18 protein-coding genes are annotated in these 20,218 nt (G+C 71.9%); 13 read left to right on the forward strand and 5 right to left on the reverse strand.

Annotation, left to right across the window (positions count from 1 at the left end; translation table 11 throughout):
* The first annotated feature begins 12 nt into the window (after positions 1-12).
* The 9 genes from ACFWJO_RS07640 to ACFWJO_RS07680 all read left to right on the forward strand — a co-directional run bounded on the left by ACFWJO_RS07640 (position 13) and on the right by ACFWJO_RS07680 (position 13,789).
* A complete protein-coding gene (locus ACFWJO_RS07640) occupies positions 13-996 on the forward strand; it encodes a carbohydrate kinase family protein (protein WP_386863883.1) in 984 nt (327 codons plus the stop codon).
* Positions 993-4,469, forward strand: coding sequence for a methionine synthase (metH, locus tag ACFWJO_RS07645; protein WP_386863884.1), 3,477 nt, complete (start codon positions 993-995; stop codon positions 4,467-4,469). Before ACFWJO_RS07640 ends, metH begins: the two co-directional genes overlap by 4 nt.
* Positions 4,466-5,344 (forward strand): methylenetetrahydrofolate reductase [NAD(P)H], encoded by an 879-nt coding sequence (gene metF / locus ACFWJO_RS07650; RefSeq protein ID WP_386863885.1) that lies wholly within the window; start codon positions 4,466-4,468, stop codon positions 5,342-5,344. The genes metH and metF overlap by 4 nt, the downstream gene beginning before the upstream one ends.
* Positions 5,337-6,782: an adenosylhomocysteinase gene (gene ahcY / locus ACFWJO_RS07655; protein WP_386863886.1), complete on the forward strand. Its 1,446-nt coding sequence runs from the start codon at positions 5,337-5,339 to the stop codon at positions 6,780-6,782. Before metF ends, ahcY begins: the two co-directional genes overlap by 8 nt.
* 6 nt (positions 6,783-6,788) lie before the next feature.
* The gene (locus ACFWJO_RS07660) at positions 6,789-7,478 is read left to right on the forward strand and encodes a maleylpyruvate isomerase family mycothiol-dependent enzyme (RefSeq protein ID WP_386863887.1); all 690 of its coding nucleotides are present in this window, start codon (positions 6,789-6,791) and stop codon (positions 7,476-7,478) included.
* Positions 7,479-7,541: 63 nt separating this feature from the next.
* Positions 7,542-11,240, forward strand: a complete 3,699-nt coding sequence (locus ACFWJO_RS07665) for an amino acid adenylation domain-containing protein (RefSeq protein ID WP_386863888.1) — start codon at positions 7,542-7,544, stop codon at positions 11,238-11,240.
* Between the two features lie 289 nt (positions 11,241-11,529).
* Positions 11,530-12,480 (forward strand): prealbumin-like fold domain-containing protein, encoded by a 951-nt coding sequence (locus ACFWJO_RS07670; RefSeq protein WP_386863889.1) that lies wholly within the window; start codon positions 11,530-11,532, stop codon positions 12,478-12,480.
* A gap of 170 nt (positions 12,481-12,650) precedes the next feature.
* Positions 12,651-12,929, forward strand: a complete 279-nt coding sequence (locus ACFWJO_RS07675) for an antibiotic biosynthesis monooxygenase (RefSeq protein ID WP_386863890.1) — start codon at positions 12,651-12,653, stop codon at positions 12,927-12,929.
* A 233-nt stretch (positions 12,930-13,162) separates the two neighbouring features.
* Complete coding sequence (locus tag ACFWJO_RS07680) at positions 13,163-13,789, forward strand: LysE family transporter (RefSeq protein ID WP_386863891.1); 627 nt, start codon at positions 13,163-13,165, stop codon at positions 13,787-13,789.
* Positions 13,790-13,793: 4 nt separating this feature from the next.
* Here ACFWJO_RS07680 and ACFWJO_RS07685 read toward each other — a convergent pair whose 3' ends face one another.
* From ACFWJO_RS07685 to ACFWJO_RS07695, 3 genes are all read right to left on the reverse strand, one after another.
* The gene (locus tag ACFWJO_RS07685; RefSeq protein ID WP_386863892.1) at positions 13,794-14,198 is read right to left on the reverse strand and encodes a PIN domain-containing protein; all 405 of its coding nucleotides are present in this window, start codon (positions 14,196-14,198) and stop codon (positions 13,794-13,796) included.
* Positions 14,195-14,413, reverse strand: a complete 219-nt coding sequence (locus tag ACFWJO_RS07690; RefSeq protein ID WP_386863893.1) for a type II toxin-antitoxin system VapB family antitoxin — start codon at positions 14,411-14,413, stop codon at positions 14,195-14,197. The genes ACFWJO_RS07685 and ACFWJO_RS07690 overlap by 4 nt, the downstream gene beginning before the upstream one ends.
* A gap of 169 nt (positions 14,414-14,582) precedes the next feature.
* Complete coding sequence (locus ACFWJO_RS07695) at positions 14,583-15,980, reverse strand: FAD-binding oxidoreductase (protein ID WP_386863894.1); 1,398 nt, start codon at positions 15,978-15,980, stop codon at positions 14,583-14,585.
* A gap of 106 nt (positions 15,981-16,086) precedes the next feature.
* On the opposite strand from ACFWJO_RS07695, the gene ACFWJO_RS07700 reads away from it, so the two are divergent.
* Positions 16,087-16,644 carry a hypothetical protein gene (locus ACFWJO_RS07700; protein WP_386863895.1) on the forward strand — a complete coding sequence of 186 codons (558 nt, stop codon included), beginning with the start codon at positions 16,087-16,089 and terminating at the stop codon, positions 16,642-16,644.
* Positions 16,641-16,919, forward strand: a complete 279-nt coding sequence (locus tag ACFWJO_RS07705; RefSeq protein ID WP_386863896.1) for a hypothetical protein — start codon at positions 16,641-16,643, stop codon at positions 16,917-16,919. Before ACFWJO_RS07700 ends, ACFWJO_RS07705 begins: the two co-directional genes overlap by 4 nt.
* 166 nt (positions 16,920-17,085) lie before the next feature.
* Here the strand turns inward: ACFWJO_RS07705 and tpx are convergent, their stop codons facing one another.
* Together tpx and ACFWJO_RS07715 are read right to left on the reverse strand one after the other, a co-directional pair.
* On the reverse strand, positions 17,086-17,586 hold the full coding sequence (gene tpx, locus ACFWJO_RS07710; RefSeq protein ID WP_386863897.1) for a thiol peroxidase: 501 nt from the start codon (positions 17,584-17,586) through the stop codon (positions 17,086-17,088).
* 84 nt (positions 17,587-17,670) lie between these two features.
* On the reverse strand, positions 17,671-18,396 hold the full coding sequence (locus ACFWJO_RS07715) for a TetR/AcrR family transcriptional regulator (RefSeq protein WP_386863898.1): 726 nt from the start codon (positions 18,394-18,396) through the stop codon (positions 17,671-17,673).
* A gap of 150 nt (positions 18,397-18,546) precedes the next feature.
* Here ACFWJO_RS07715 and ACFWJO_RS07720 point away from each other — a divergent pair, with 150 nt between their 5' ends.
* The gene (locus tag ACFWJO_RS07720) at positions 18,547-19,320 is read left to right on the forward strand and encodes an MBL fold metallo-hydrolase (protein ID WP_386863899.1); all 774 of its coding nucleotides are present in this window, start codon (positions 18,547-18,549) and stop codon (positions 19,318-19,320) included.
* A 21-nt stretch (positions 19,321-19,341) separates the two neighbouring features.
* Positions 19,342-20,175 carry a class I SAM-dependent methyltransferase gene (locus ACFWJO_RS07725; protein WP_386863900.1) on the forward strand — a complete coding sequence of 278 codons (834 nt, stop codon included), beginning with the start codon at positions 19,342-19,344 and terminating at the stop codon, positions 20,173-20,175.
* Positions 20,176-20,218 lie beyond the last annotated feature (43 nt).

A 20,218-nucleotide genomic window follows, 5' to 3' on the forward strand; every position in this document is an offset into this window, starting at 1 on the left:
GAGGGAGTCGACATGCGCATCGCTGTCACCGGATCCATCGCGACCGACCATCTGATGACCTTCCCCGGCTGGTTCAGCGAACAACTGATCGCCGACCGGCTCGACAAGGTCTCCCTGTCGTTCCTCGCCGACAACCTGGAGGTCAGGCGGGGCGGAGTGGCAGCGAACATCGCCTTCGGACTCGGCGTGCTCGGCCTGCGCCCCGTCCTCGTGGGCGCGGTCGGCGCCGACTTCGAGCCGTACCGGATCTGGCTGAAGGACCACGGTGTGGACACCGACTCGGTGCGCGTCAGCGAGTCGCTCCACACCGCCCGCTTCGTCTGTACCACCGACCGGGCCCAGAACCAGATCGCCACCTTCTACGCCGGGGCGATGGCGGAGGCCCGGGAGATCGACCTGCGGGACGTCCTCGCCCGGACGGGACGCCTGGAACTCGTCCTGGTGTCGCCGGACGACCCGGAGGCCATGCTGCGGCACGCCCGCACCTGCCGCGAGCTCCAGGTGCCGTTCGCCGCCGACCCGTCGCAGCAGCTCGCGCGGCTCGACGGCCGGCAGGTGCGGGAGCTGGTGGACGGGGCCCGCTTCCTGTTCACCAACGAGTACGAGACCGCCCTGCTCCTGGAGAAGACCGGCTGGAGCGACGCGGAGGTGCTGCGCCACGTCGGCACCTGGATCACCACCCACGGCGAGGCCGGCGTACGGATCCGCGGCGAGGGCCGCGCCCCGCTCGCCGTGCCCGCGGTACCGGTCGCCGGCGTCGTCGACCCGACCGGCGTCGGCGACGCCTTCCGGGCCGGCTTCCTCGCCGGAACGCTGTGGGGCGTGCCCGAGCGGTGCGCGGCCCAGCTGGGCTGCGCGGTCGCCGCGACCGTCCTCGACTACGTCGGCACCCAGGAGTACCGGCTGCACCGCGACCCGCTCCTGGACCGGATCAGGACCACCTACGGCGTGGGCTGCACCGCCGAACTGCTCAACCATCTGAGGGGGCTGACGTGAGCACGGTACGGAGGTCCCTGCGCGAGGAGTTCGCCACCCGGGTCGTGGTGGCCGACGGGGCGATGGGCACCATGCTCCAGGCCGCCGACCCGACGATGGACGACTTCCGGAACCTGGAGGGCTGCAACGAGATCCTCAATCTCACCCGGCCCGACATCGTCGCCTCCGTGCACGACGCCTACTTCTCCGTCGGCGTCGACTGCGTGGAGACCAACACCTTCGGCGCGAACCTGGCGGCCCTCGCCGAGTACGGCATCGAGGACCGCGTCCACGAACTGTCCGAGGCCGGCGCCCGCATCGCCCGCGGCGTCGCCGACGCCCACACCGCCACCGACGGCCGGCCCCGCTGGGTGCTCGGCTCCATGGGCCCCGGCACCAAGCTCCCCACCCTCGGGCACGTCACGTACGAGCCGCTGCGCGACGCCTACCAGCGCAACGCCGAGGGCCTGGCCGCCGGCGGCGCCGACGCCCTGCTCGTCGAGACCTCGCAGGACCTGCTCCAGACGAAGGCGGCCGTCATCGGCGCCCGCCGCGCCCTGGACCGCCTCGGGCTCGACCTGCCGCTGATCGTGCAGGTGACGGTCGAGACGACCGGCACGATGCTGCTCGGCTCGGAGATCGGGGCGGCGCTGACCGCCCTGGAACCGCTCGGCATCGACATGATCGGCCTGAACTGCGCGACCGGCCCGGCCGAGATGGCCGAGCACCTGCGCCATCTGTCCCGGCACGCCCACATCCCCGTCTCCGTCATGCCCAACGCGGGCCTGCCGGTGCTCACCTCGGACGGCGCGCACTACCCGCTGACGCCGGCCGAGCTGGCGGACGCCCAGGAGGCGTTCGTACGGGACTACGGCCCCGCCCTGGTCGGCGGCTGCTGCGGCACGACGCCCGAGCACCTGCGGGAGATCGTGGACCGGGTGCGCGGCGCGGCCGTCCCGGCCCGGACGCCGGAGGCGGAGCCGGGCGCCGCGTCCCTCTACAGCCACGTGCCGTTCCGCCAGGACACCTCGTACCTCGCCATCGGCGAGCGGACCAACGCCAACGGCTCGAAGAAGTTCCGCGAGGCGATGCTGGAGGGCCGCTGGGACGACTGCGTCGAGATGGCCCGCGACCAGATCCGCGAGGGCGCGCACATGCTCGACCTGTGCGTGGACTACGTGGGCCGGGACGGCGCCGCCGACATGGCGGAGCTCGCCGGCCGCTTCGCGACGGCCTCCACGCTGCCGATCGTCCTGGACTCCACCGAGGTCGGCGTCCTGCGCGCCGGTCTGGAGAAGCTGGGCGGCCGTGCGGTGCTCAACTCGGTGAACTACGAGGACGGCGACGGGCCCGAGTCGCGGTTCGCGCAGGTCACGGCGCTGGCGCGGGAGCACGGCGCGGCGCTGATGGCGCTGACGATCGACGAGGAGGGGCAGGCGCGGACGGCGGAGAAGAAGGTCGAGATCGCCGAGCGGCTGATCGCCGACCTCACGGGGAACTGGGGGATCCGCGAGTCGGATATCCTCATCGACACCCTGACCTTCACCATCTGCACCGGTCAGGAGGAGTCGCGGGGCGACGGCATCGCCACGATCGAGGCGATCCGCGAGCTGAAGCGGCGCCACCCGGACGTGCAGACGACCCTGGGCCTGTCCAACATCTCCTTCGGCCTCAACCCGGCCGCCCGGATCGTCCTGAACTCCGTCTTCCTCGACGAGTGCGTGAAGGCGGGCCTGGACTCGGCGATCGTCCACGCGTCGAAGATCCTGCCGATCGCGCGACTGGAGCCGGAGCAGGTCGAGGTCGCGCTGGATCTCATCTACGACCGGCGCCGGGACGGCTACGACCCCTTGCAGCGCCTCCTCGAACTCTTCGAGGGCGCGACGGCGAAGTCCCTGAAGGCCGGCAAGGCCGAGGAGCTGCTGGCGCTCCCGCTGGACGAACGGCTCAGGCGGCGGATCGTCGACGGCGAGAAGAACGGCCTGGAGGCCGACCTGGACGCGGCGCTCGGGGAGCGTCCGGCCCTGGAGATCGTCAACGAGGTCCTGCTCGACGGGATGAAGACGGTCGGCGAGCTGTTCGGCTCGGGGCAGATGCAGCTGCCGTTCGTGCTCCAGTCCGCCGAAGTGATGAAGACCGCGGTGGCGTATCTGGAGCCGCACATGGAGAAGTCGGACGCCGAGGGGAAGGGCACGATCGTCCTCGCGACCGTCCGCGGCGATGTCCACGACATCGGCAAGAACCTCGTCGACATCATCCTGTCCAACAACGGCTACACCGTTGTCAACATCGGCATCAAGCAGCCGGTGTCGGCGATCCTGGAGGCCGCCGAGGAGCACCGGGCGGACGTGATCGGGATGTCAGGGCTGCTGGTGAAGTCCACGGTGATCATGAAGGAGAACCTGGAGGAGCTGAACGGCCGCGGTCTGGCCGGCAGGTATCCGGTGATCCTGGGTGGCGCGGCGCTGACCAGGGCGTACGTCGAGCAGGACCTGCACGAGCTGTACGACGGCGAGGTCCGCTACGCCCGCGACGCCTTCGAGGGCCTGCGTCTGATGGACGCCCTCATGGCGGTCAAGCGCGGAGTGCCGGGCGCGACCCTGCCCGAGCTCAAGCAGCGGCGCGTGCCCAGGCGGGACACCCCGGGCCCGCTCCTCGACGAGGTGCGGGAGCCCGAGCCGGCCGGCCGTTCCGACGTGGCCGCCGACCATCCCGTACCCGAGCCCCCCTTCCTCGGGACGAGGGTCGTCAAGGGCATCCAGCTGGCGGAGTACGCGGGCTGGCTGGACGAGGGCGCGCTGTTCAAGGGGCAGTGGGGGCTGAAGGACCGGGAGACGATCGAGTCGGAGGGCCGGCCGCGGCTGCGGGGCTGGCTGGACCGGCTCCAGACCAGGCAGCTGCTGGAGGCGGCCGTGGTCTACGGCTACTTCCCGTGCGTGTCCAAGGGCGAGGACCTGATCCTGCTGGACGAGGACGGAGGAGAGCGGACCCGCTTCTCCTTCCCGCGCCAGCAGCGGGGCCGCCGCCTGTGCCTGGCCGACTACTTCCGCGCCGAGGACTCCGGCGAGGTCGACGTGGTCGCGCTCCAGGTCGTCACCGTCGGCTCGAGGATCGGCGAGGAGACGGCGAAGCTGTTCGCCGCCGACTCCTACCGCGACTACCTCGAACTCCACGGCCTGTCCGTGCAGCTGGCCGAGGCCCTGGCCGAGTACTGGCACTCCCGCGTCCGCGCGGAGTGGGGCATCGGCGGTGCCGACCCGGCCTCCATGGCCGGCATGTTCCGCACCGAGTACCAGGGCTGCCGCTACTCCCTCGGCTACCCCGCCTGCCCCGACCTGGAGGACCGGGCCAAGATCGCCGCCCTGCTCGATCCCGGGCGGATCGGCGTGGAGCTGTCGGAGGAGTACCAGCTGCACCCCGAGCAGTCCACCGACGCCTTCGTCGTCCACCACCCCGAAGCGACCTACTTCAACGCGGGAGGCCGACGCCTGTGAGCCCCGAAGCCCAAGAATCCCCCACCTTCTCCTTCGAGTTCTTCCCGCCGAAGACCGACAAGGGCGAGCGGACCCTGTGGGACGCCATCCGGCGTGTGGAGGCGCTGTCCCCGGACTTCGTCTCCGTGACGTACGGCGCGGGCGGCTCGTCCCGCGACCGGACGATCGACGTGACGAAGCGGATCGTCACGGAGACGACGCTGCGGCCGGTGGCGCACCTGACCGCCGTCGGCCACTCGGTCGCCGAGCTGCGCGCGATCATCGGCGCGTACGCGGACGCCGGCGTGAGGGACGTCCTGGTCCTGCGCGGCGACCCTCCGGGCGATCCGCGCGGCGCCTGGAGGCCGCACCCGGAAGGCTTCACGTACGCGTACGAACTCGTCGAGCTCGTACGGTCGCTGGGCGACTTCCGGATCGGCGTGGCCGCGTTCCCGGAGGGCCACCCGCGCTCGGTGGACCCGGGCAGCGACCTCGCGCACTTCGTCGCCAAGTGCCGGGCGGGCGCCGACTACGCCATCACCCAGATGTTCTTCGACCCGGAGGACTACCTGCGGCTGCGCGACCGGCTCGCCGCGGCCGGCTGCGACACCCCGGTCATCCCGGAGATCATGCCCGCCACCGACGTCCGCCAGATCCGCCGCTTCGCCGAACTGTCGGACGCGGCCTTCCCCGAGGACCTGGCGCACCGTCTGGAGGCGGCGAAGGACGACCCGGCCGCCGCGTACCGGATCGGCGTCGAGCACGCGACCGCGATGGGCGAGCGGCTGCTCGCCGAGGGGGCGCCGGGACTGCACTACATCACGCTCAACAAGTCGACGGCCGCACTCGAAATCCACCGATCGATCCAAGCCTCAAGGAGCCTCGCACGTGTCTGAGTTCACGGACCCCGGATTCACCGACTTCAAGGTCGCCGACATCGGTCTCGCGGAGTTCGGCCGCAAGGAGATCACCCTCGCCGAGCACGAGATGCCCGGCCTGATGGCGATCCGCGAGGAGTACGCGGAGGCACAGCCGCTGGCCGGCGCCCGGATCACCGGCTCGCTGCACATGACCGTGCAGACCGCCGTCCTCATCGAGACCCTGGTGGCCCTCGGCGCCCAGGTCCGCTGGGTCTCCTGCAACATCTACTCGACCCAGGACCACGCCGCCGCGGCGATCGCGGCGGCCGGCATCCCGGTCTTCGCCTGGAAGGGCGAGACCCTGGAGGAGTACTGGTGGTGCACGGAGCAGGCCCTGACCTGGCCCGGCGGCGAAGGCCCCGCTGCGTCTGATGGTCGGTCCTCGTCCCTCGGCCCGAACATGATCCTCGACGACGGCGGTGACGCCACGCTCCTCGTCCACAAGGGTGTGGAGTACCAGAAGACCGGCAGGCTGCCGGAGGCCGAGAACGAGGAACTGGCCGTCGTCCGCGCCCTGTTGCAGAACAGCACACTGGACTGGGGCGCGCTGGCGGCCGGCATCAAGGGCGTCACCGAGGAGACCACCACCGGCGTCCACCGCCTCTACGAGATGCACCGCGACGGCGCCTTGCTGTTCCCGGCGATCAACGTGAACGACGCCGTGACGAAGTCGAAGTTCGACAACAAGTACGGCTGCCGCCACTCGCTGATCGACGGCATCAACCGCGCCACCGACGTCCTCATCGGCGGCAAGACGGCAGTGGTCTGCGGCTACGGCGACGTCGGCAAGGGCTCGGCGGAATCGCTGCGCGGCCAGGGCGCCCGCGTCATCGTCACCGAGATCGACCCGATCTGCGCGCTCCAGGCCGCCATGGACGGCTACCAGGTCGCCACCCTGGAGGACGTCGTCGAGACCGCCGACATCTTCATCACCACCACGGGCAACAAGGACATCATCATGGCGTCCGACATCGCCCGCATGAAGCACCAGGCGATCGTGGGCAACATCGGTCACTTCGACAACGAGATCGACATGGCCGGCCTGGCGAAGATCCCCGGGATCGTCAAGGACGAGGTCAAGCCGCAGGTCCACACCTGGACCTTCCCGGACGGCAAGGTCGTCATCGTGCTGTCCGAGGGCCGCCTGCTGAACCTGGGCAACGCGACCGGCCACCCCTCCTTCGTGATGTCGAACTCCTTCGCGGACCAGACCCTGGCCCAGATCGAGCTGTTCACGAAGACCGCCGAGTACCCGGTCGGCGTGTACACGCTGCCCAAGCACCTGGACGAGAAGGTCGCCCGCCTCCACCTCGACGCCCTCGGCGTCAAGCTGACGACCCTCCGCCCCGAGCAGGCCGCCTACATTGGGGTCCCGGTGGAGGGCCCGTACAAGCCGGACCACTACCGCTACTGAGGCCGCATGTGTACCGACGACACCGACACGGAAGCGACCGTCGACGTACGTGACCCCTGGCTCCCGGACCGGCTCCTGAAGACGGAGCGGGACCTGCTGATGCCGCTGCTGCGGCGCATGCCCGAGGAGGCGTACGAGCTCCGCACCGCGTGCCCCGGCTGGACGGTCCGGCAGGTGATCGCCCACTGCGGCGCGGCGCTCGTGCGGATCGTCGAGGGCCGGCTGGAGGAGGGCGTGTTCCTGCCCGAGGCCAACGCCTGTGACGTGGCCGAACGCGAGGACTGGCCACTCGGCCGGGTCCTGGACGAGCTGGAGCGCGGCTTCACCGAGGCCGGGCCGGTCATCGCCGGCCACGAGGACGGCCGGCTCGACGCGGTCGCGCTCGGCGAGTGGGTGCACGCCGGAGACGTGCGCGAGGCCTTCGGCGAGCCCGGCGCGTACTGCGGCGAGGCCCTGGACCTGGCCCTGCCGCTGCTCTCCGTCACCAGCCGCAGGCGGGAGACCCCGCGCCTGGTCGGCGTCCTCGCGGACCGGGCCCGCGAGGTCGATCTCGGCAACGAGATCGAGGGCCGGGCCCCGGCCCGCTTCCACGGCGACGCGGCCACCCTGATCCGCATCTACGCGGGCCGCCCCCTGGTCCGCACCCGCTACGAGCTGACGGGTGCGACGGAGCAGGAACTGCTCATCTACCGCTGAGGGCGGCGGGCCCCGGTCCCCGAGGACCGGGGCCCGCCCCTTTCACCCACGAAGAGGACTCCCATGCCCACGCTCGACCGGCTCCTCCGCGCCCAGGCAGAAGCGCGGCCCGACGACACGGCCGTCGTCTTCGAGGACGACACCCTCTCCTTCCGCGAGCTCCACGAGGGCGCCGCCGTCCTCGCCGCGTACCTCCGCACCCTCGGCGTCAGCGCCGACGACCGTGTCGGCGTCCACGTCGAACCCGCACTCGAACTGGTGATCGGCACGTGGGGCGTGGTGCTGTCCGGAGGCGCGTACGTGCCGCTCTCCCCGGAGTACCCCGAGGAGCGGCTGCGCTACATGATCGAGGACAGCGGCGCCCGGCTCGTCTTCACCCAGGAACGCTTCCGCGACCGCGTCACCGAGCTCGCCCCGCCCGGCACCACCGTCGTCACCCTCAAGGACGCCGTGCAGCACGCCTGGCGCACCGGAGGCGACCAGCGGCCGATCACCGAACCCGAGCCGAGCCCGGAACAGCTGGCGTACGTCATCTACACCTCCGGCTCCACCGGCCGGCCCAAGGGCGTGATGGTCGAGCACCGCTCGATCGTCGCCCAGATGCGCTGGATGGCCGGCGAGCACCGGCTCGGCCCCGGCGAGACCGTCGTCCAGAAGACGCCGATGAGCTTCGACGCCGCCCAGTGGGAGATCCTCGCCCCGGCCGTCGGCGCCCGCGTCGCCATGGGCCCGCCCGGCGTGTACCGCGATCCCGAGGGCCTGATCGACACCGTGCGGCGGCACGGCGCCACCATGCTCCAGTGCGTGCCGACGCTGCTCCAGGCCCTCGTCGACACCGAGCGCCTCGGCACCTGCACCAGCCTGCGCCGGGTCTACTCGGGCGGCGAGATCCTCTCCCGCAACCTGGCCGGCCGGCTCCTCGCCGAGCTGCCCGGGGCGGAGCTCGTCAACCTGTACGGCCCCACCGAGTGCACCATCAACGCCTCCTCGCACACCGTCGACCGGGCCCGCGTCGCCGACGGCCCGCCCGCGATACCCATCGGCAGACCCGCGTACGACACCACCTTCCACATACGCGACGGAGAACTGTGCGTCGGCGGCGTCCAGGTCGCGCGGGGGTACCTGGACCGACCCGAGCTCACGGCCGAGAAGTTCGTGGTCTCCGAGACCGGCGAACGCCTCTACCGCACCGGGGACCTGGCCACGATCGACGAGGACGGCACCGTGCACTTCGGGGGCCGGGCGGACAACCAGATCAAGCTGCGCGGCTTCCGCGTCGAGCTGGACGAGATCGCGCTCGCCATCGAGAACCACGACTGGGTCAAGAACGCCGCCGTCATCGTCAAGGACGAGCCGCGCACCGGCTTCCAGAACCTGGTCGCCTGCGTCGAGCTGTCCCCGAAGGAAGCCGCCCTGATGGACCAGGGCAACCACGGCGCCCACCACCAGTCCAAGGAGTCCAAGCTCCAGGTCAAGGCCCAGCTGTCCGACGCGGGCACCCTCGACGCCGCCGAGCTGGCCGGCCGGCCCGTCGTCGAGCTGCCCGGCCGCACGCCCACCGAGCAGATGCGCCGCACCGTCTTCGCCCGCAAGACCTACCGTTTCTACGACGGCGGCCCGGTGACCCGCGCCGACGTCCTGGCCGCCCTGTCCCGACGCCCCGAGGCCATCGGCTCCCGCGCGATCGGCAGCCTGACCGCCGGCGACCTGGGGGAGATCCTGCGCTGGTTCGGCCAGTTCCTCAGCGAGGAGCGCCTGCTCCCGAAGTACGGCTACGCCTCGCCGGGCGCGCTCTACGCGACCCAGCTGTACGTGGAGCTGCGCGGCATCGCGGGCCTGGAGCCCGGCACGTACTACTACCACCCGGTGCACCACCAGCTGCACCTGATGGAGGCGGGGACGCCCGAGGGGGAGCCGTGCGTCCGCGTCACCTTCCGGGGCAAGTGGGAGGCGATCGAGCCGGTCTACAAGAACAACATCCGCGAGGTCCTGGAGATCGAGACCGGCCACATGGTCGGCCTGTTCGAGGAGGTCCTGCCGGGCCTGGGCCTGGACATCCGCCCGGTGGATCCCGGGTGGTTCGAGGTCGTCCCGTACGACGAGGGGTCGGTGACGGACCCGGAGGTCGAGTTCTACGTCCAGGCCCATCCGGGCCGGATCGCCGACCTGCCGGCCGGGCAGTACGCCTACCGGGGCGGCGAGTTGGTCCGCGTGTCGGACGCCCTGGTCGAGAAGAAGCACGTGATCGCCATCAACCAGGCGGTGTACGAGCGGGCCTCGCTCGGCATCACGGCGATCAGCCGCACGACCGAGCCCTGGCGCGCGTACGTCGACCTGGGACGCGCCCTGCAGCGCCTCCAACTCGGCTGCCACGGCCTCGGGTTCATGTCCTCCGGCTACAGCTCCATGTCGGGCAACCCGCTGCCGGCCGCGCGCCGCATGGACGAGATCCTGACCGGGGCCGGGCGGCCGACGGGCCCCTCGTACTTCTTCGTCGGCGGCCGGGTGAGCGAGGAGCAGCGGCTCAGCGAGGGCATGTACGAGGACACCGTGCACATGAAGGGCCCCGCGGAGATGATCCGCGACGACCTCGTCCACCACCTGCCCGACTACATGATCCCCAACCGGGTCGTGGTCCTCGACCGGCTGCCGCTGTCGGCCAACGGCAAGGTCGACACCAAGGCGCTCGCCGGGCTCGCCGTCGTCAACGCCGGCCTGCACGGCCGCCCCCACGTCCTGCCCCGCACGGCCACCGAGCGGCGGCTGGCGGAGATCTGGGCGGCGGCCCTCCGGTACGAGGAGGTCGAGGCGGTCTCCGTCCAGGACGACTTCTTCGAGTCCGGCGGCAACTCGCTCATCGCGGTCTCGCTCATCACGAGGATCAACCGCGAGTTCCCCGACGCGCGCCTGCCGCTCCAGGTCCTCTTCGAGGCGCCGACGATCGAGAAGCTGGCCCACCGCGTGGACGGCGCGGCCGCGACGCCCGCCTCGCGCCTGGTCCGGCTGCACGCGCGCGGCGACCGCTCGCCGGTCTACTGCTGGCCGGGCCTCGGCGGCTACACCATGAACCTCCGCTTCCTGGCGGAGGAGGCGGGCGTGGACCGCCCGTTCTACGGCGTCCAGGCGCACGGCATCAACCGCGGCGAGACCCCGTACGACACCATCCGCGAGATGGCCGCCGCCGACGTCGAGGCGATCCGCAGGCGCCAGCCCGTCGGCCCGTACACGCTGTGGGGCTACTCCTTCGGCGCCCGCGTCGCCTTCGAGTCGGCACACCTGCTGGAGGCGGCGGGGGAGCAGGTGGAGCACCTGTTCCTGATCGCGCCGGGCTCGCCGAAGGTGCGGGCGGAGTCGGCGGCCGGCGGCGCGGCCTACGACAACCCGGCCTTCACGCAGATCCTGTACTCGGTCTTCGCGGGCGCCCTGGAGGACGTCCCGGCGACGGACGCGGAGTCGTTCGCGAGGTACGTGACGGAGCGCTTCCCGGCGCTGGACCCGGACCTGGTCGCCCGGATCATCGCGATCGTCGAGAAGACCTTCGACTTCACCTACACCTTCCAGGAGCTGACGGAACGCCAGGTGTCCTGCCCGGTCACGATCTTCAAGGCGCAGGGCGACGACTACTCCTTCCTGGAGCGCACGACCGGCTGGTCGACCCGCCCGCCGACGGTGGTGGAGCTGGCCGCGGACCACTACAGCCTGCTGCGGGCACCGGACCTGAAGGAACTGGTGAAGCAGATCCGCTACCGGCTGGGGAGGTAGCCGGCCGCTCCTGCTCGGCCCGCCGACTTTTCCGACCAGTACGAAGAAGGCCCCTCCGGTGCGCCCGCCATCGGAGGGGTTTCTCTCGTCTTTCGGCGTTCACGGCGGAACGGGGAGGGTGTGGCGCGGACTTTTCGTCCCTTTTCGTGCGAATACTCGTCGACGGCTGGGACCCCGCGACCGACAAGATGGCCGGGGTCTGGCACCGAAAGGTGGAAAAAGCTTCCTGACGACAACCGCGAGACGGCCGAGAAGGACGATGCGCAGGGCCTCGCTCATCGCTCTCGGCATGGCCACGGCTCTGGCCCTCCCCCTGTCCGGCCTGGCGACCGCAGCTCAGTCGCTGGTCCCGGGACCTCCGAGCGGGGACGGCGAGCAGCCCCAGCAGGTGTCGGGCAACCCGGACTGCGAGGAGCTCGTGCCCGGGTCGTTCGAGTTCCGGTACGAGCCCGTGGTGGACGGGACGAACGTCAACCTCTCCCCGCTGACCCCGCCCGCCCCCGCCGGGCTGAGCGGGAACCTCGACATCGACGTCCGGAACACCAGTCAGGGTCAGGTGTTCGACTTCAACCTCGACGGCGACTTCACCGCACTCGGGGTCATCGTCAAGGGCGGTCCCAACGCCAACTTCTACGACTACCGGACCGCCGGCAACACGGACGACACCGGCCTTCACTCCCCGCTCGGCGCGGGCCCGAACGGCAACCGGTTCTTCGGCCTCAGCCACGTCGCGTTCTGCCTCGGCGAGCTCCCGCGGCCCGGGGCGCTGAAGATCGTGAAGAACGGCACCAAGGGCGGGCTCGTCAACAACGCCGGCGCGGTGTTCTCGGTGAGCGGCCCGGGCGGCTTCAACACCAGCGTCACCGACGACACGACCATGGCGGCTCCCGACGAGGACCCGACCGTCGGCGAGGTGTGCATCTCGGGTCTCGAACCCGGCACCTACACGGTCAACGAGACGACGCCTCCCGCCGGGTACGGCGCCGCGACCCAGACGAACGTCCAGGCGACCGTGGTCGCCGGCACCAGCTGTTCGAGCGTCCCCGCGGGCGCGACGGCCACCTTCACGAACGCGCCGCTCGCCAACCTCCTGGTACGGGTGGACGACCAGGGATCCGGCGAGATCCAGTCGACGATCGCGTGCAACGGCAACAGCACCGGCCCCTCGGACCCGGCCGTCCTGAACGTCAACGGCCTGCCGCCGGGCGACTACACCTGCCAGATCCACATCGACCCGTGACCGGGTGAGCTCGTGGCCGCGTGAACCCGGCCCGGCCACGCAGCGGACGACGGCGCCCCCGCATCGCGCGAGGGCGCCGTCGTCCGTTCGGTTGCCGTCGCCGTGCGGGGCGGGGGACCGGCTGGTGAGCTGATCGGAGTCCGGCACCCTCACGTACAGGAGCACCAGCCATGGCCGTCATCGTCACCGTCGAGATCCCCGGCGGCACCCAGGAGGTCTACGAGCGGACCACCGAGAAGATCACCGGCGCGTCCTGGTGGCCCGCCAAGGGCTTCCTCGCGCACGCGGCGGGGCCCGACGGGTCGGGCGGGTGGCGGGTGGTCGACTTCTGGGAGTCGGAGGCGGACTTCATGGCGTTCGTGGAGAAGGCGACGCCGATCTTCCAGGAGGAGGGGACGCCGCAGATCATGCCGCGGATCGAGGAGGCGGTGAACGTCATCGTGAAGTAGGCGCGGGCGCGGGTTCCGTGGGCCGGGCGACGGGCCGGGCCGGGCGCCGGAGGCCGGCGCGAAGGTCCCGGGCGAAGGGGCCGGGCGTAATTGCGTTGCGGGTCGAGGGCCTCCGGCGGCACGCTGCGGCGCATGACTTCTTCCCTTCCGTCCCGCCGCCGCCGTCCCGTCGTCCTCCGTGACGGCCGACAGCAGCAGCCCGGCGTCCCCGGAGGCGCGATCCCCCTCGTCGCGTGATCGCCGCGGCGGTGGCCGGCCTGCTGGCCGGCTACGGCATCGCGATCCCCGTCGGCGCGGTCGGCGCCTATCTGGTGGCCGTCACCGCCCGCACCGGCTGGCGCACGGGCGCCGCCGCGGCGCTCGGCGTCGCCACCGCGGACGGCGTCTACGCGCTCCTCGCGGTCGCGGGCGGCTCGGTCCTCGTCCCGCTCCTCACTCCCGTGATGACCCCGCTGCGCTGGGTCTCCGCCGTGGTCCTGGTGGTCCTGGCGGTACGGGCGGCGGCGACGGCCGTACGGGCCTACCGCGGAGGCGAGCTCGCCTCCCGCGACGACGGCACCGCCGGGCCCGGCCCGGGCCGCGCGTACCTCACCTTCCTGGGCATCACGGTCCTCAACCCGATGACGGTGATCTACTTCGCCGCGCTCATCCTGGCGACCGGCCCCGACGCCCCGTCCACCGCCGCCGAGCGCACCGTCTTCGTCCTCGCCGCCCTGGCCGCCTCCACGAGCTGGCAACTCCTCCTCGCCACCGGCGGCACCCTCCTCGGCCGCACCCTGACCGGCACCCGCGGCCGCCTGGCCACGACCCTGGCGTCGAGCACGCTGATCGTGGTGCTGGCGGTGCGGCTGGTGGGGTAGGGAGTCAGAGGGTGGCGAGCCGGCACATGGAGATGTCGGGGCGCACTTTGGCGATGGAGCCGAAGTCGTCGTCGACGTGGATGAGAGTCATTCGGTGCTGCCGCGCTGTCAACGCGATCAGGATGTCCATGGGGGACGGACCGCGATGATGGCCGATCCGAACCAGGTCGCGTTGGACCGCGATGATCTCCGGCCAGGGGTCGTCCATGGCGGGAACCCAGGCGAAGGTCTGGTTCAGCATGGTCACGAAGGGTTCGTGGTCCCGGTCGCTGCGCAGGCCGGGCATCAGCTCGGCCTCGACGGGAGGGCACAAGGCAACTTGCCCTCGTGCCACCCGCTCGGGCCATGGTGTACCGATCTGCCGACGCATGATGCGCCATACCGCCGAGGTGTCGGCGAGATAGTTCATCGGCCGGACCGCTCCTGCTCCTCCAGGAACTCGAAGTCGAGGAAGTCCTCGGCGTTGTCCTGGAGCCACTGGAGCGCCCGGGCGCGGTCCTCCGCGCTGATCGCCGCCGCTATGGTGAGCGCCCGATTGATGGTGTCGCGCTTGGTCTTGGTGCCGAGCTGCCGCTGCGCGAAGGCGAGCATCTCGTCGTCGATGTCGACCAGGGTCTTGGACACGAGGCCTCCAGCATGGGCCGTGTATATCTGAGTGCTCTAAGTATATACCGGGAGCCCGGGAGCAAGCCCGAATCTCCTCCGGACTTCCCGGTCGATGAGGTGCGGCCCCTGGTGGGCCGGGGCCCGGTCGGCGGTGCGCCGACGCGGGCCCCGAGGGCAGCGGCGTGGACTAGGGCTTCGCCGGGTGGATGTTCTGGTTGTGGTGGAAGACGTTGTCCGGGTCGTACGTGCGCTTCACCTCGGCCAGCCGGTCGTAGTGGCCCCGGTACGTCGAACGGACCCGGTCGCCGCCCTCGTCCTGGCCGAGGAAGTTGACGTAGGCGCCGCCCATCGAGTGGGGGTGGAGGGCCTCCCAGTAGTCGACGGCCCAGCTGCGGATCGCGTCCGCGTCGGCCGGGTCCGGGCTGATCGCGCCGATCACGCCCGACCAGACCGCGTCGCGGTAGGCCCACGCCGTGTCCATCGGGCCGGGGCGGTGGGCGGCGGCGTCGACCGGATAGAGGTGCATCGTCGACAGGTCGCTCGGGATGTTCTCCAGGAACGTGCGGTGCACGTCGATCGATTCGTCCGTGATCCGGTCGAAGAAGTCACCGCGCCAGTACCACTGGAGGCCCTTCGGGATCAGTTCGTCGAACATCGTCTGGACCGCCGGGTACGGCGTCGGCACCGCGAAGTGGAAGGCGGGTCGGGCGGGTTCGGCGACGGGCGCGAAGGTCTTCGCCAGGTTCTCCTCGTCCGTCGCTCCCGTGGAGCACCACACCACGCCGCACATCTTCTTGCGGTGGAGCTCCTCCGGGAACGGCGCCTCCGGCGCCACCACCAGCGTCGCGAAGAAGCCGTTCAGGCTCTCGTCGGCCGCCGGCAGGAAGTCCCGGTACCAGCGCAGGACCTCGCCGATGTGCTCCGGATCCCACAGGGTGACGCCGAGCCCGACGTTGTCCACCGGGTGCAGCGCGAACCGGAAGGAGGTGACGATGCCGAAGTTGCCGCCACCGCCGCGCAGCGCCCAGAAGAGCTCAGGGTGCTCGTCGGCGGAGGCGGTGACGGCCGTCCCGTCGGCGAGGACCACGTCCGCGCCGAGCAGGTTGTCGATCGTCAGCCCGTAGGCGCGGGTCAGATGCCCGTGTCCGCCGCCGAGCGTGAGCCCGCCGACGCCGGTCGTCGACATCACCCCGGCCGGCGTCGCGAGCCCGTAGCCGTGCGCCTCGTGGTCGAGGTCGCCGAGCTGGCTGCCGCCGCCCACCATGGCCGTACGGGACCCGGGGTCGACCCGCACCCAGCGCAGCCCGTCCGACAGGTCGATCACCAGCGCGCCGTCGATCACGCACAGGCCGCCGCCGCTGTGTCCGCCGCCGCGCACCGCCAGGTCCATGCCGGTGTCACGGGCGTGGCGCACCGCCATCCGTACGTCCGTCACGTCGGCGCACCGCGCGATGGCGGCGGGCCGCCGGTCGATCATCGCGTTGTAGACCGTCCGGGCATCGTCGTATCCGGGGTCCTCGGGTCCGATCACGTCGCCCCGCAGCTGCTCGCGCAGGGCCTCCACCACAGTGCCAGTGCCGCCCATGTCCACTCCTCAGGGCACCCCTGTCCGGCGGCCGCGCTACCCCTTCAGTCTCTCCCCCGGCGTGGCACCACGCCTGCCGGGCCGGTGCGTCGGCATCCTTACGGCCATGAGCGACGCGGCCGCGAGTGACGCCGGTGACGGTGACGTGCAAGGAGTTCGGGCCTCGGCCCGCGGCTGGCTGACGCTCCAACTGGCTGCCCTGGGCTTCGTCGGCCTGTGCGGCGCGCTGAAGTCGGGCGGCTCCGGCTCCACGGCCCCGCGCGGCGTCGAGATCGTGGCGGGCGTCCTGGTCCTGCTCGCCCTGTTCGTCGCGATCCTGGCGGTCTACCTCGTCGGCCGCACCGCCTGGCCGCACTCCGGGACCCCCGACGATCCGGCGCGTGCCGCGCGCCGTCTGCGCACCGGCCTGGTCCTGACGTTCGTCACGGTCCTCCTGACGGCCCTCGCCGCGACGAGCGCGTGGTGGCCGGCTCCGGAGAGCGAGGCGGGGGAGGGCGCGGCGACGGCCCCGGCCGTCGCGGTGACGACGTCCGCGGGCACGTGGTGCGGGGAACTCACCCGGGGCAGCGGCGCCCTGGCCCTGAGCGTCCGGGGCCGTACGGTCGACATCCCGGTCACGGACGTGGTGGCGGTGACCCCCGTCGGTGACTGCGGGAGCTCATGACCGCGCGGGACGACCGCCAGGACATGACGGCGAGCACCGAGCGGGCCGAGAGCAGGGAGCCGACGCCGAGGAAGGAGCCGACGGACCCGATGGAGAAGGCGGAGCCGACGGACCCGATGGACATGAAGGACCCGACCGACCCGATGGAGAGGAAGGAGTTCTTCGACCAGAGGGAGAGGCAGGAGCCGGAGCCGGAGCGGGAGCCGAAGCGGGAGCGGGAGGCCGGGCCGGGCCCGAGGCCCGGGCCGCTGTTGCGTCGCATGGCCCGATGGTAGGCACGGGGGCCGCCGGAGCGCTCCCGCACGCCGGGAACACAAGGTTCTGGAGACCGCGAAGGCCCGCCCGGCGACGGTGCTGCCGGGCGGGCCTTCGGGCCGCGCGTGCGCGAGGTGAGGTACGTGCCACAGGCCGGCGCCGGGGCGCCGGCCGGCGTCGGACCGCTTACTTCAGGGCGGCGAGGGCGGCCTCGTAGTTCGGCTCCTCGGAGATCTCGTTGACGAGCTCCGTGTGGAGGACCTTGTCGTCCGCGTCGAGGACGACGACGGCGCGGGCGGTCAGGCCGGCCAGCGGGCCGTCGACGATGGAGACGCCGTAGTCGGTGTGGAACTCGCGGCCTCGCAGGGTGGAGAGGCTCTGCACGTTCTCCAGGCCCTCGGCGCCGCAGAAGCGGGCCTGGGCGAAGGGCAGGTCCGCGGAGATGCAGAGCACCACGGTGTTGTCCAGCTCGGCGGCCTTCGCGTTGAAGGCGCGCACCGACGCGGCACAGGTGGGCGTGTCCACGCTCGGGAAGATGTTGAGGACCTTGCGCTTGCCCTCGAAGTCCTTCAGCGTCTTGTCCGCGAGACCCTCGCCGACCAGGGTGAACGCGGGAGCCTGGCTGCCCGCGGCGGGCAGGATGCCGTCGACCGTAACGGGGTTGCCCTTGAGCGCGACCTGCGCCATGAGGAATCTCTCCTTCGACTGAGGATGTTGCCGTCGTCAGCTGTGGTCAGCCGCCGACGGCCCGATCGTATTCCGCCGCCGCGGTCACTTGCGCCCGTATCCGGCCAGGAACAGGTCCACACCGGAGCCTGCCACCCGCGCGAGCTCGTCCTCGTCCGGCTCCGTGCCGGGCGCGAAGGTGTGCACGAGCTGCGGCACGCCGACGGTCGTGGCGAGGAGCTGGCGGGCGGCGAGCTCGGGGTCGGGGACGTCGAGGACGCCGCGGTCGTGGAGCGCGGCCAGGGCGTCGACGAGCGGCCGGTTGCAGCGGTCGTACGTCACCCGGTACCAGAGCTGTCCGAGCTGCGGGAAGCGGTCGATCTCGCCGATGACGAGGCGGCGCAGCGCCATGATGTCGGGCCGCAGGAGCACCCGGGCCCAGTCGGTGGTGAAGCGGACGAGCGCGACGCGCAGCCGGCCGGTGCCGGTGCCGGTGCCGGTGCCGGTGCCGGAGTCCGAGCCTGCGCCGGCCTCGTGGCCGATGTCGGCGAGGGCGGCGTCGGCGGGCTCGGCGTCGGCGTAGCTCTGGGCGAGGACGCCGCCGACGACGGCGAGGAAGAGCCGTTCCTTGCTGCCGAAGTGCTTGTAGATGGTGGCCTTGGAGACGCCGGAGCGCTGGGTGATCGCGTCCATGGAGGCCGCGGAGTAGCCCTCGGCGAGGAACTCGGCGAGCGCGGCGTCGGTGATCGAGCGGCGCTTGCGGCCGGCGGCGTCCGCCGGGTCGGGAATGACGGGGATGCCGTACGCGTCGAGGACGTCCTGGGTGCCCATGCGCCGAGTATACGGACGACCGGACCGACCGGTTCAACTTCCCGACTGAACCGTACAGTTGACCGCGCTGAACCAAACGGTTTAGTTTTCCCTTGGCCCTGCCCTGCCCTGCCTGTCCTGTCGGAACCCCGCACTGGAGGCGCGCGAACCATGACCCTCACCGTCACCGCCACCTACATCGGCACCGCCACCGTGCTCCTGCGCATCGGTGACCTGACCGTCCTCACCGACCCCGCCTTCGACGAGGCCCCCGCCGACTACCCGGCGGCCCGGCCCCTCCACCGCACCGCGGGCCCCGCCCTCGCGGCCGACGAGCTGCCGCCCGTCGACCTGGTGCTGCTCTCGCACGACCAGCACTTCGACAACCTGGACCACGCCGGCCGCGAGGTCCTCGCCCGCGCCGGCCGCGTCCTCACCACCCCGGAGGCCGCCGCCCGGCTCGGGGGCGCCGCCGAGGGCCTGGCGCCGTGGGAGAGCCGTACCGTCACCGCCGGCTCCACGACGATCACCGTCACCGCGACCCCGGCCCGCCACGGCCCCGAGGGCACGGAACAGGCGACGGGCCCGGTCACCGGCTTCGTCGTCGAGACCGGTGACGGCGGCACGCTCTACGTCTCCGGCGACACCGTCCGCCACGACGCCCTGGCGGAGATCGGCGCGCGCTTCGCGCTGGACACGGCGTTCCTGCACTTCGGCGACGCCCACTTCCCGTCCACCGGCGACCGCGCCTTCTCCCTCTCGGCCACCGAGGGCGCCGCCCTCGCCCGTACCCTCGGCGCCCGCCGCGTGGTCCCGCTCCACTTCGACTCCTGGGCCCACCTCGCGGAGGACCCGGCCCGCATCTCGGCCGCCTTCGCCGCGGACCCGGCCCTGACCGGGCGGCTGCGCTGGCTGACACCGGGGAAGGAGGAGACGCTGGACTGAGAGGTGGCGAGAGGTGGCGCCATGGACAAGGGCATGGACGAGGGCCTGGCCCACGGCCTGGACCACGTCATGGACGCGTGGGAGTCCGGTCCGGCGTACGAGCGGTACATGGGTCGCTGGAGCCGGCTCGTCGCGGTCCGCTTCACGGAGTGGCTCGATCCGGCGGAGGGCCTGCGCTGGCTGGACGTGGGCTGCGGCACCGGCGCCCTGTCCGTCGCGGTGGCGGAACGCTGCCGCCCCCGCGCCTTCCTGGGCCTCGACCTGTCGGAACCCTTCGTCCGCGCGGCCCGCGCCACCGCCACGGCCTCCTTCGTCGTGGCCGACGCGACGGCGCTGCCCGTGCGCGACGCCGCCTGGGACGCGGCCGTCAGCGGACTGACCCTGAACTTCCTGCCGGACCCGGCCGCCGGTGCCGCCGAGCTGGTCCGCGCGGTCCGCCCCGACGGCGGCACGGTCGCCGCGTACGTGTGGGACTACGCCGACGGCATGGGCTTCCTGCGCCGCTTCTGGGACGCGGTCGCGACCGTCGACCCGGCCGCGGCCGTCGCCCTCGACGAGGGCCGGCGCTTCGGGACGCTCTGCCGTCCCGAACGCCTGCACAGCCTGTGGACGGAGGCGGGCCTGGCCGAGGTCACGACCGCACCGCTCGACGTCCCCACCGTCTTCGCCGTCTTCGCCGACTTCTGGGACCCGTTCCTGACCGGCCAGGGCCCGGCCCCCGGCTACGTCGCCTCCCTCACCCCGGGCGACCGCGACCGCGTCCGTACCGCGCTGGCGGAAACCGTCCCCCGCGAGCCGGACGGCTCGGTCGAACTCACCGCGCGCGCCTGGGCGGTGAAGGGCGTACGGGGGTAGCGGCCGGGGGCACACCCGGCCCAAGCCGCGCCGCCACGGGCGC

Source organism: Streptomyces sp. NPDC127092 (assembly GCF_042722475.1).
GTDB lineage: Bacteria > Actinomycetota > Actinomycetes > Streptomycetales > Streptomycetaceae > Streptomyces.

Excerpts from the sequence above, each read along its gene's own strand:
- ACFWJO_RS07640 (WP_386863883.1), top strand. The coding sequence starts at position 13 with ATGCGCATCGCTGTCACCGGATCCATCGCGACCGACCATCTGATGACC.
- ACFWJO_RS07660 (WP_386863887.1), top strand. The coding sequence starts at position 6,789 with ATGTGTACCGACGACACCGACACGGAAGCGACCGTCGACGTACGTGAC.
- ACFWJO_RS07665 (WP_386863888.1), top strand. The coding sequence starts at position 7,542 with ATGCCCACGCTCGACCGGCTCCTCCGCGCCCAGGCAGAAGCGCGGCCC.
- ACFWJO_RS07670 (WP_386863889.1), top strand. The coding sequence starts at position 11,530 with ATGGCCACGGCTCTGGCCCTCCCCCTGTCCGGCCTGGCGACCGCAGCT.
- ACFWJO_RS07675 (WP_386863890.1), top strand. The coding sequence starts at position 12,651 with ATGGCCGTCATCGTCACCGTCGAGATCCCCGGCGGCACCCAGGAGGTC.
- ACFWJO_RS07685 (WP_386863892.1), bottom strand. The coding sequence starts at position 14,198 with ATGAACTATCTCGCCGACACCTCGGCGGTATGGCGCATCATGCGTCGG.
- ACFWJO_RS07695 (WP_386863894.1), bottom strand. The coding sequence starts at position 15,980 with ATGGGCGGCACTGGCACTGTGGTGGAGGCCCTGCGCGAGCAGCTGCGG.
- ACFWJO_RS07700 (WP_386863895.1), top strand. The coding sequence starts at position 16,087 with ATGAGCGACGCGGCCGCGAGTGACGCCGGTGACGGTGACGTGCAAGGA.
- ACFWJO_RS07705 (WP_386863896.1), top strand. The coding sequence starts at position 16,641 with ATGACCGCGCGGGACGACCGCCAGGACATGACGGCGAGCACCGAGCGG.
- tpx (WP_386863897.1), bottom strand. The coding sequence starts at position 17,586 with ATGGCGCAGGTCGCGCTCAAGGGCAACCCCGTTACGGTCGACGGCATC.
- ACFWJO_RS07715 (WP_386863898.1), bottom strand. The coding sequence starts at position 18,396 with ATGGGCACCCAGGACGTCCTCGACGCGTACGGCATCCCCGTCATTCCC.
- ACFWJO_RS07720 (WP_386863899.1), top strand. The coding sequence starts at position 18,547 with ATGACCCTCACCGTCACCGCCACCTACATCGGCACCGCCACCGTGCTC.
- ACFWJO_RS07725 (WP_386863900.1), top strand. The coding sequence starts at position 19,342 with ATGGACAAGGGCATGGACGAGGGCCTGGCCCACGGCCTGGACCACGTC.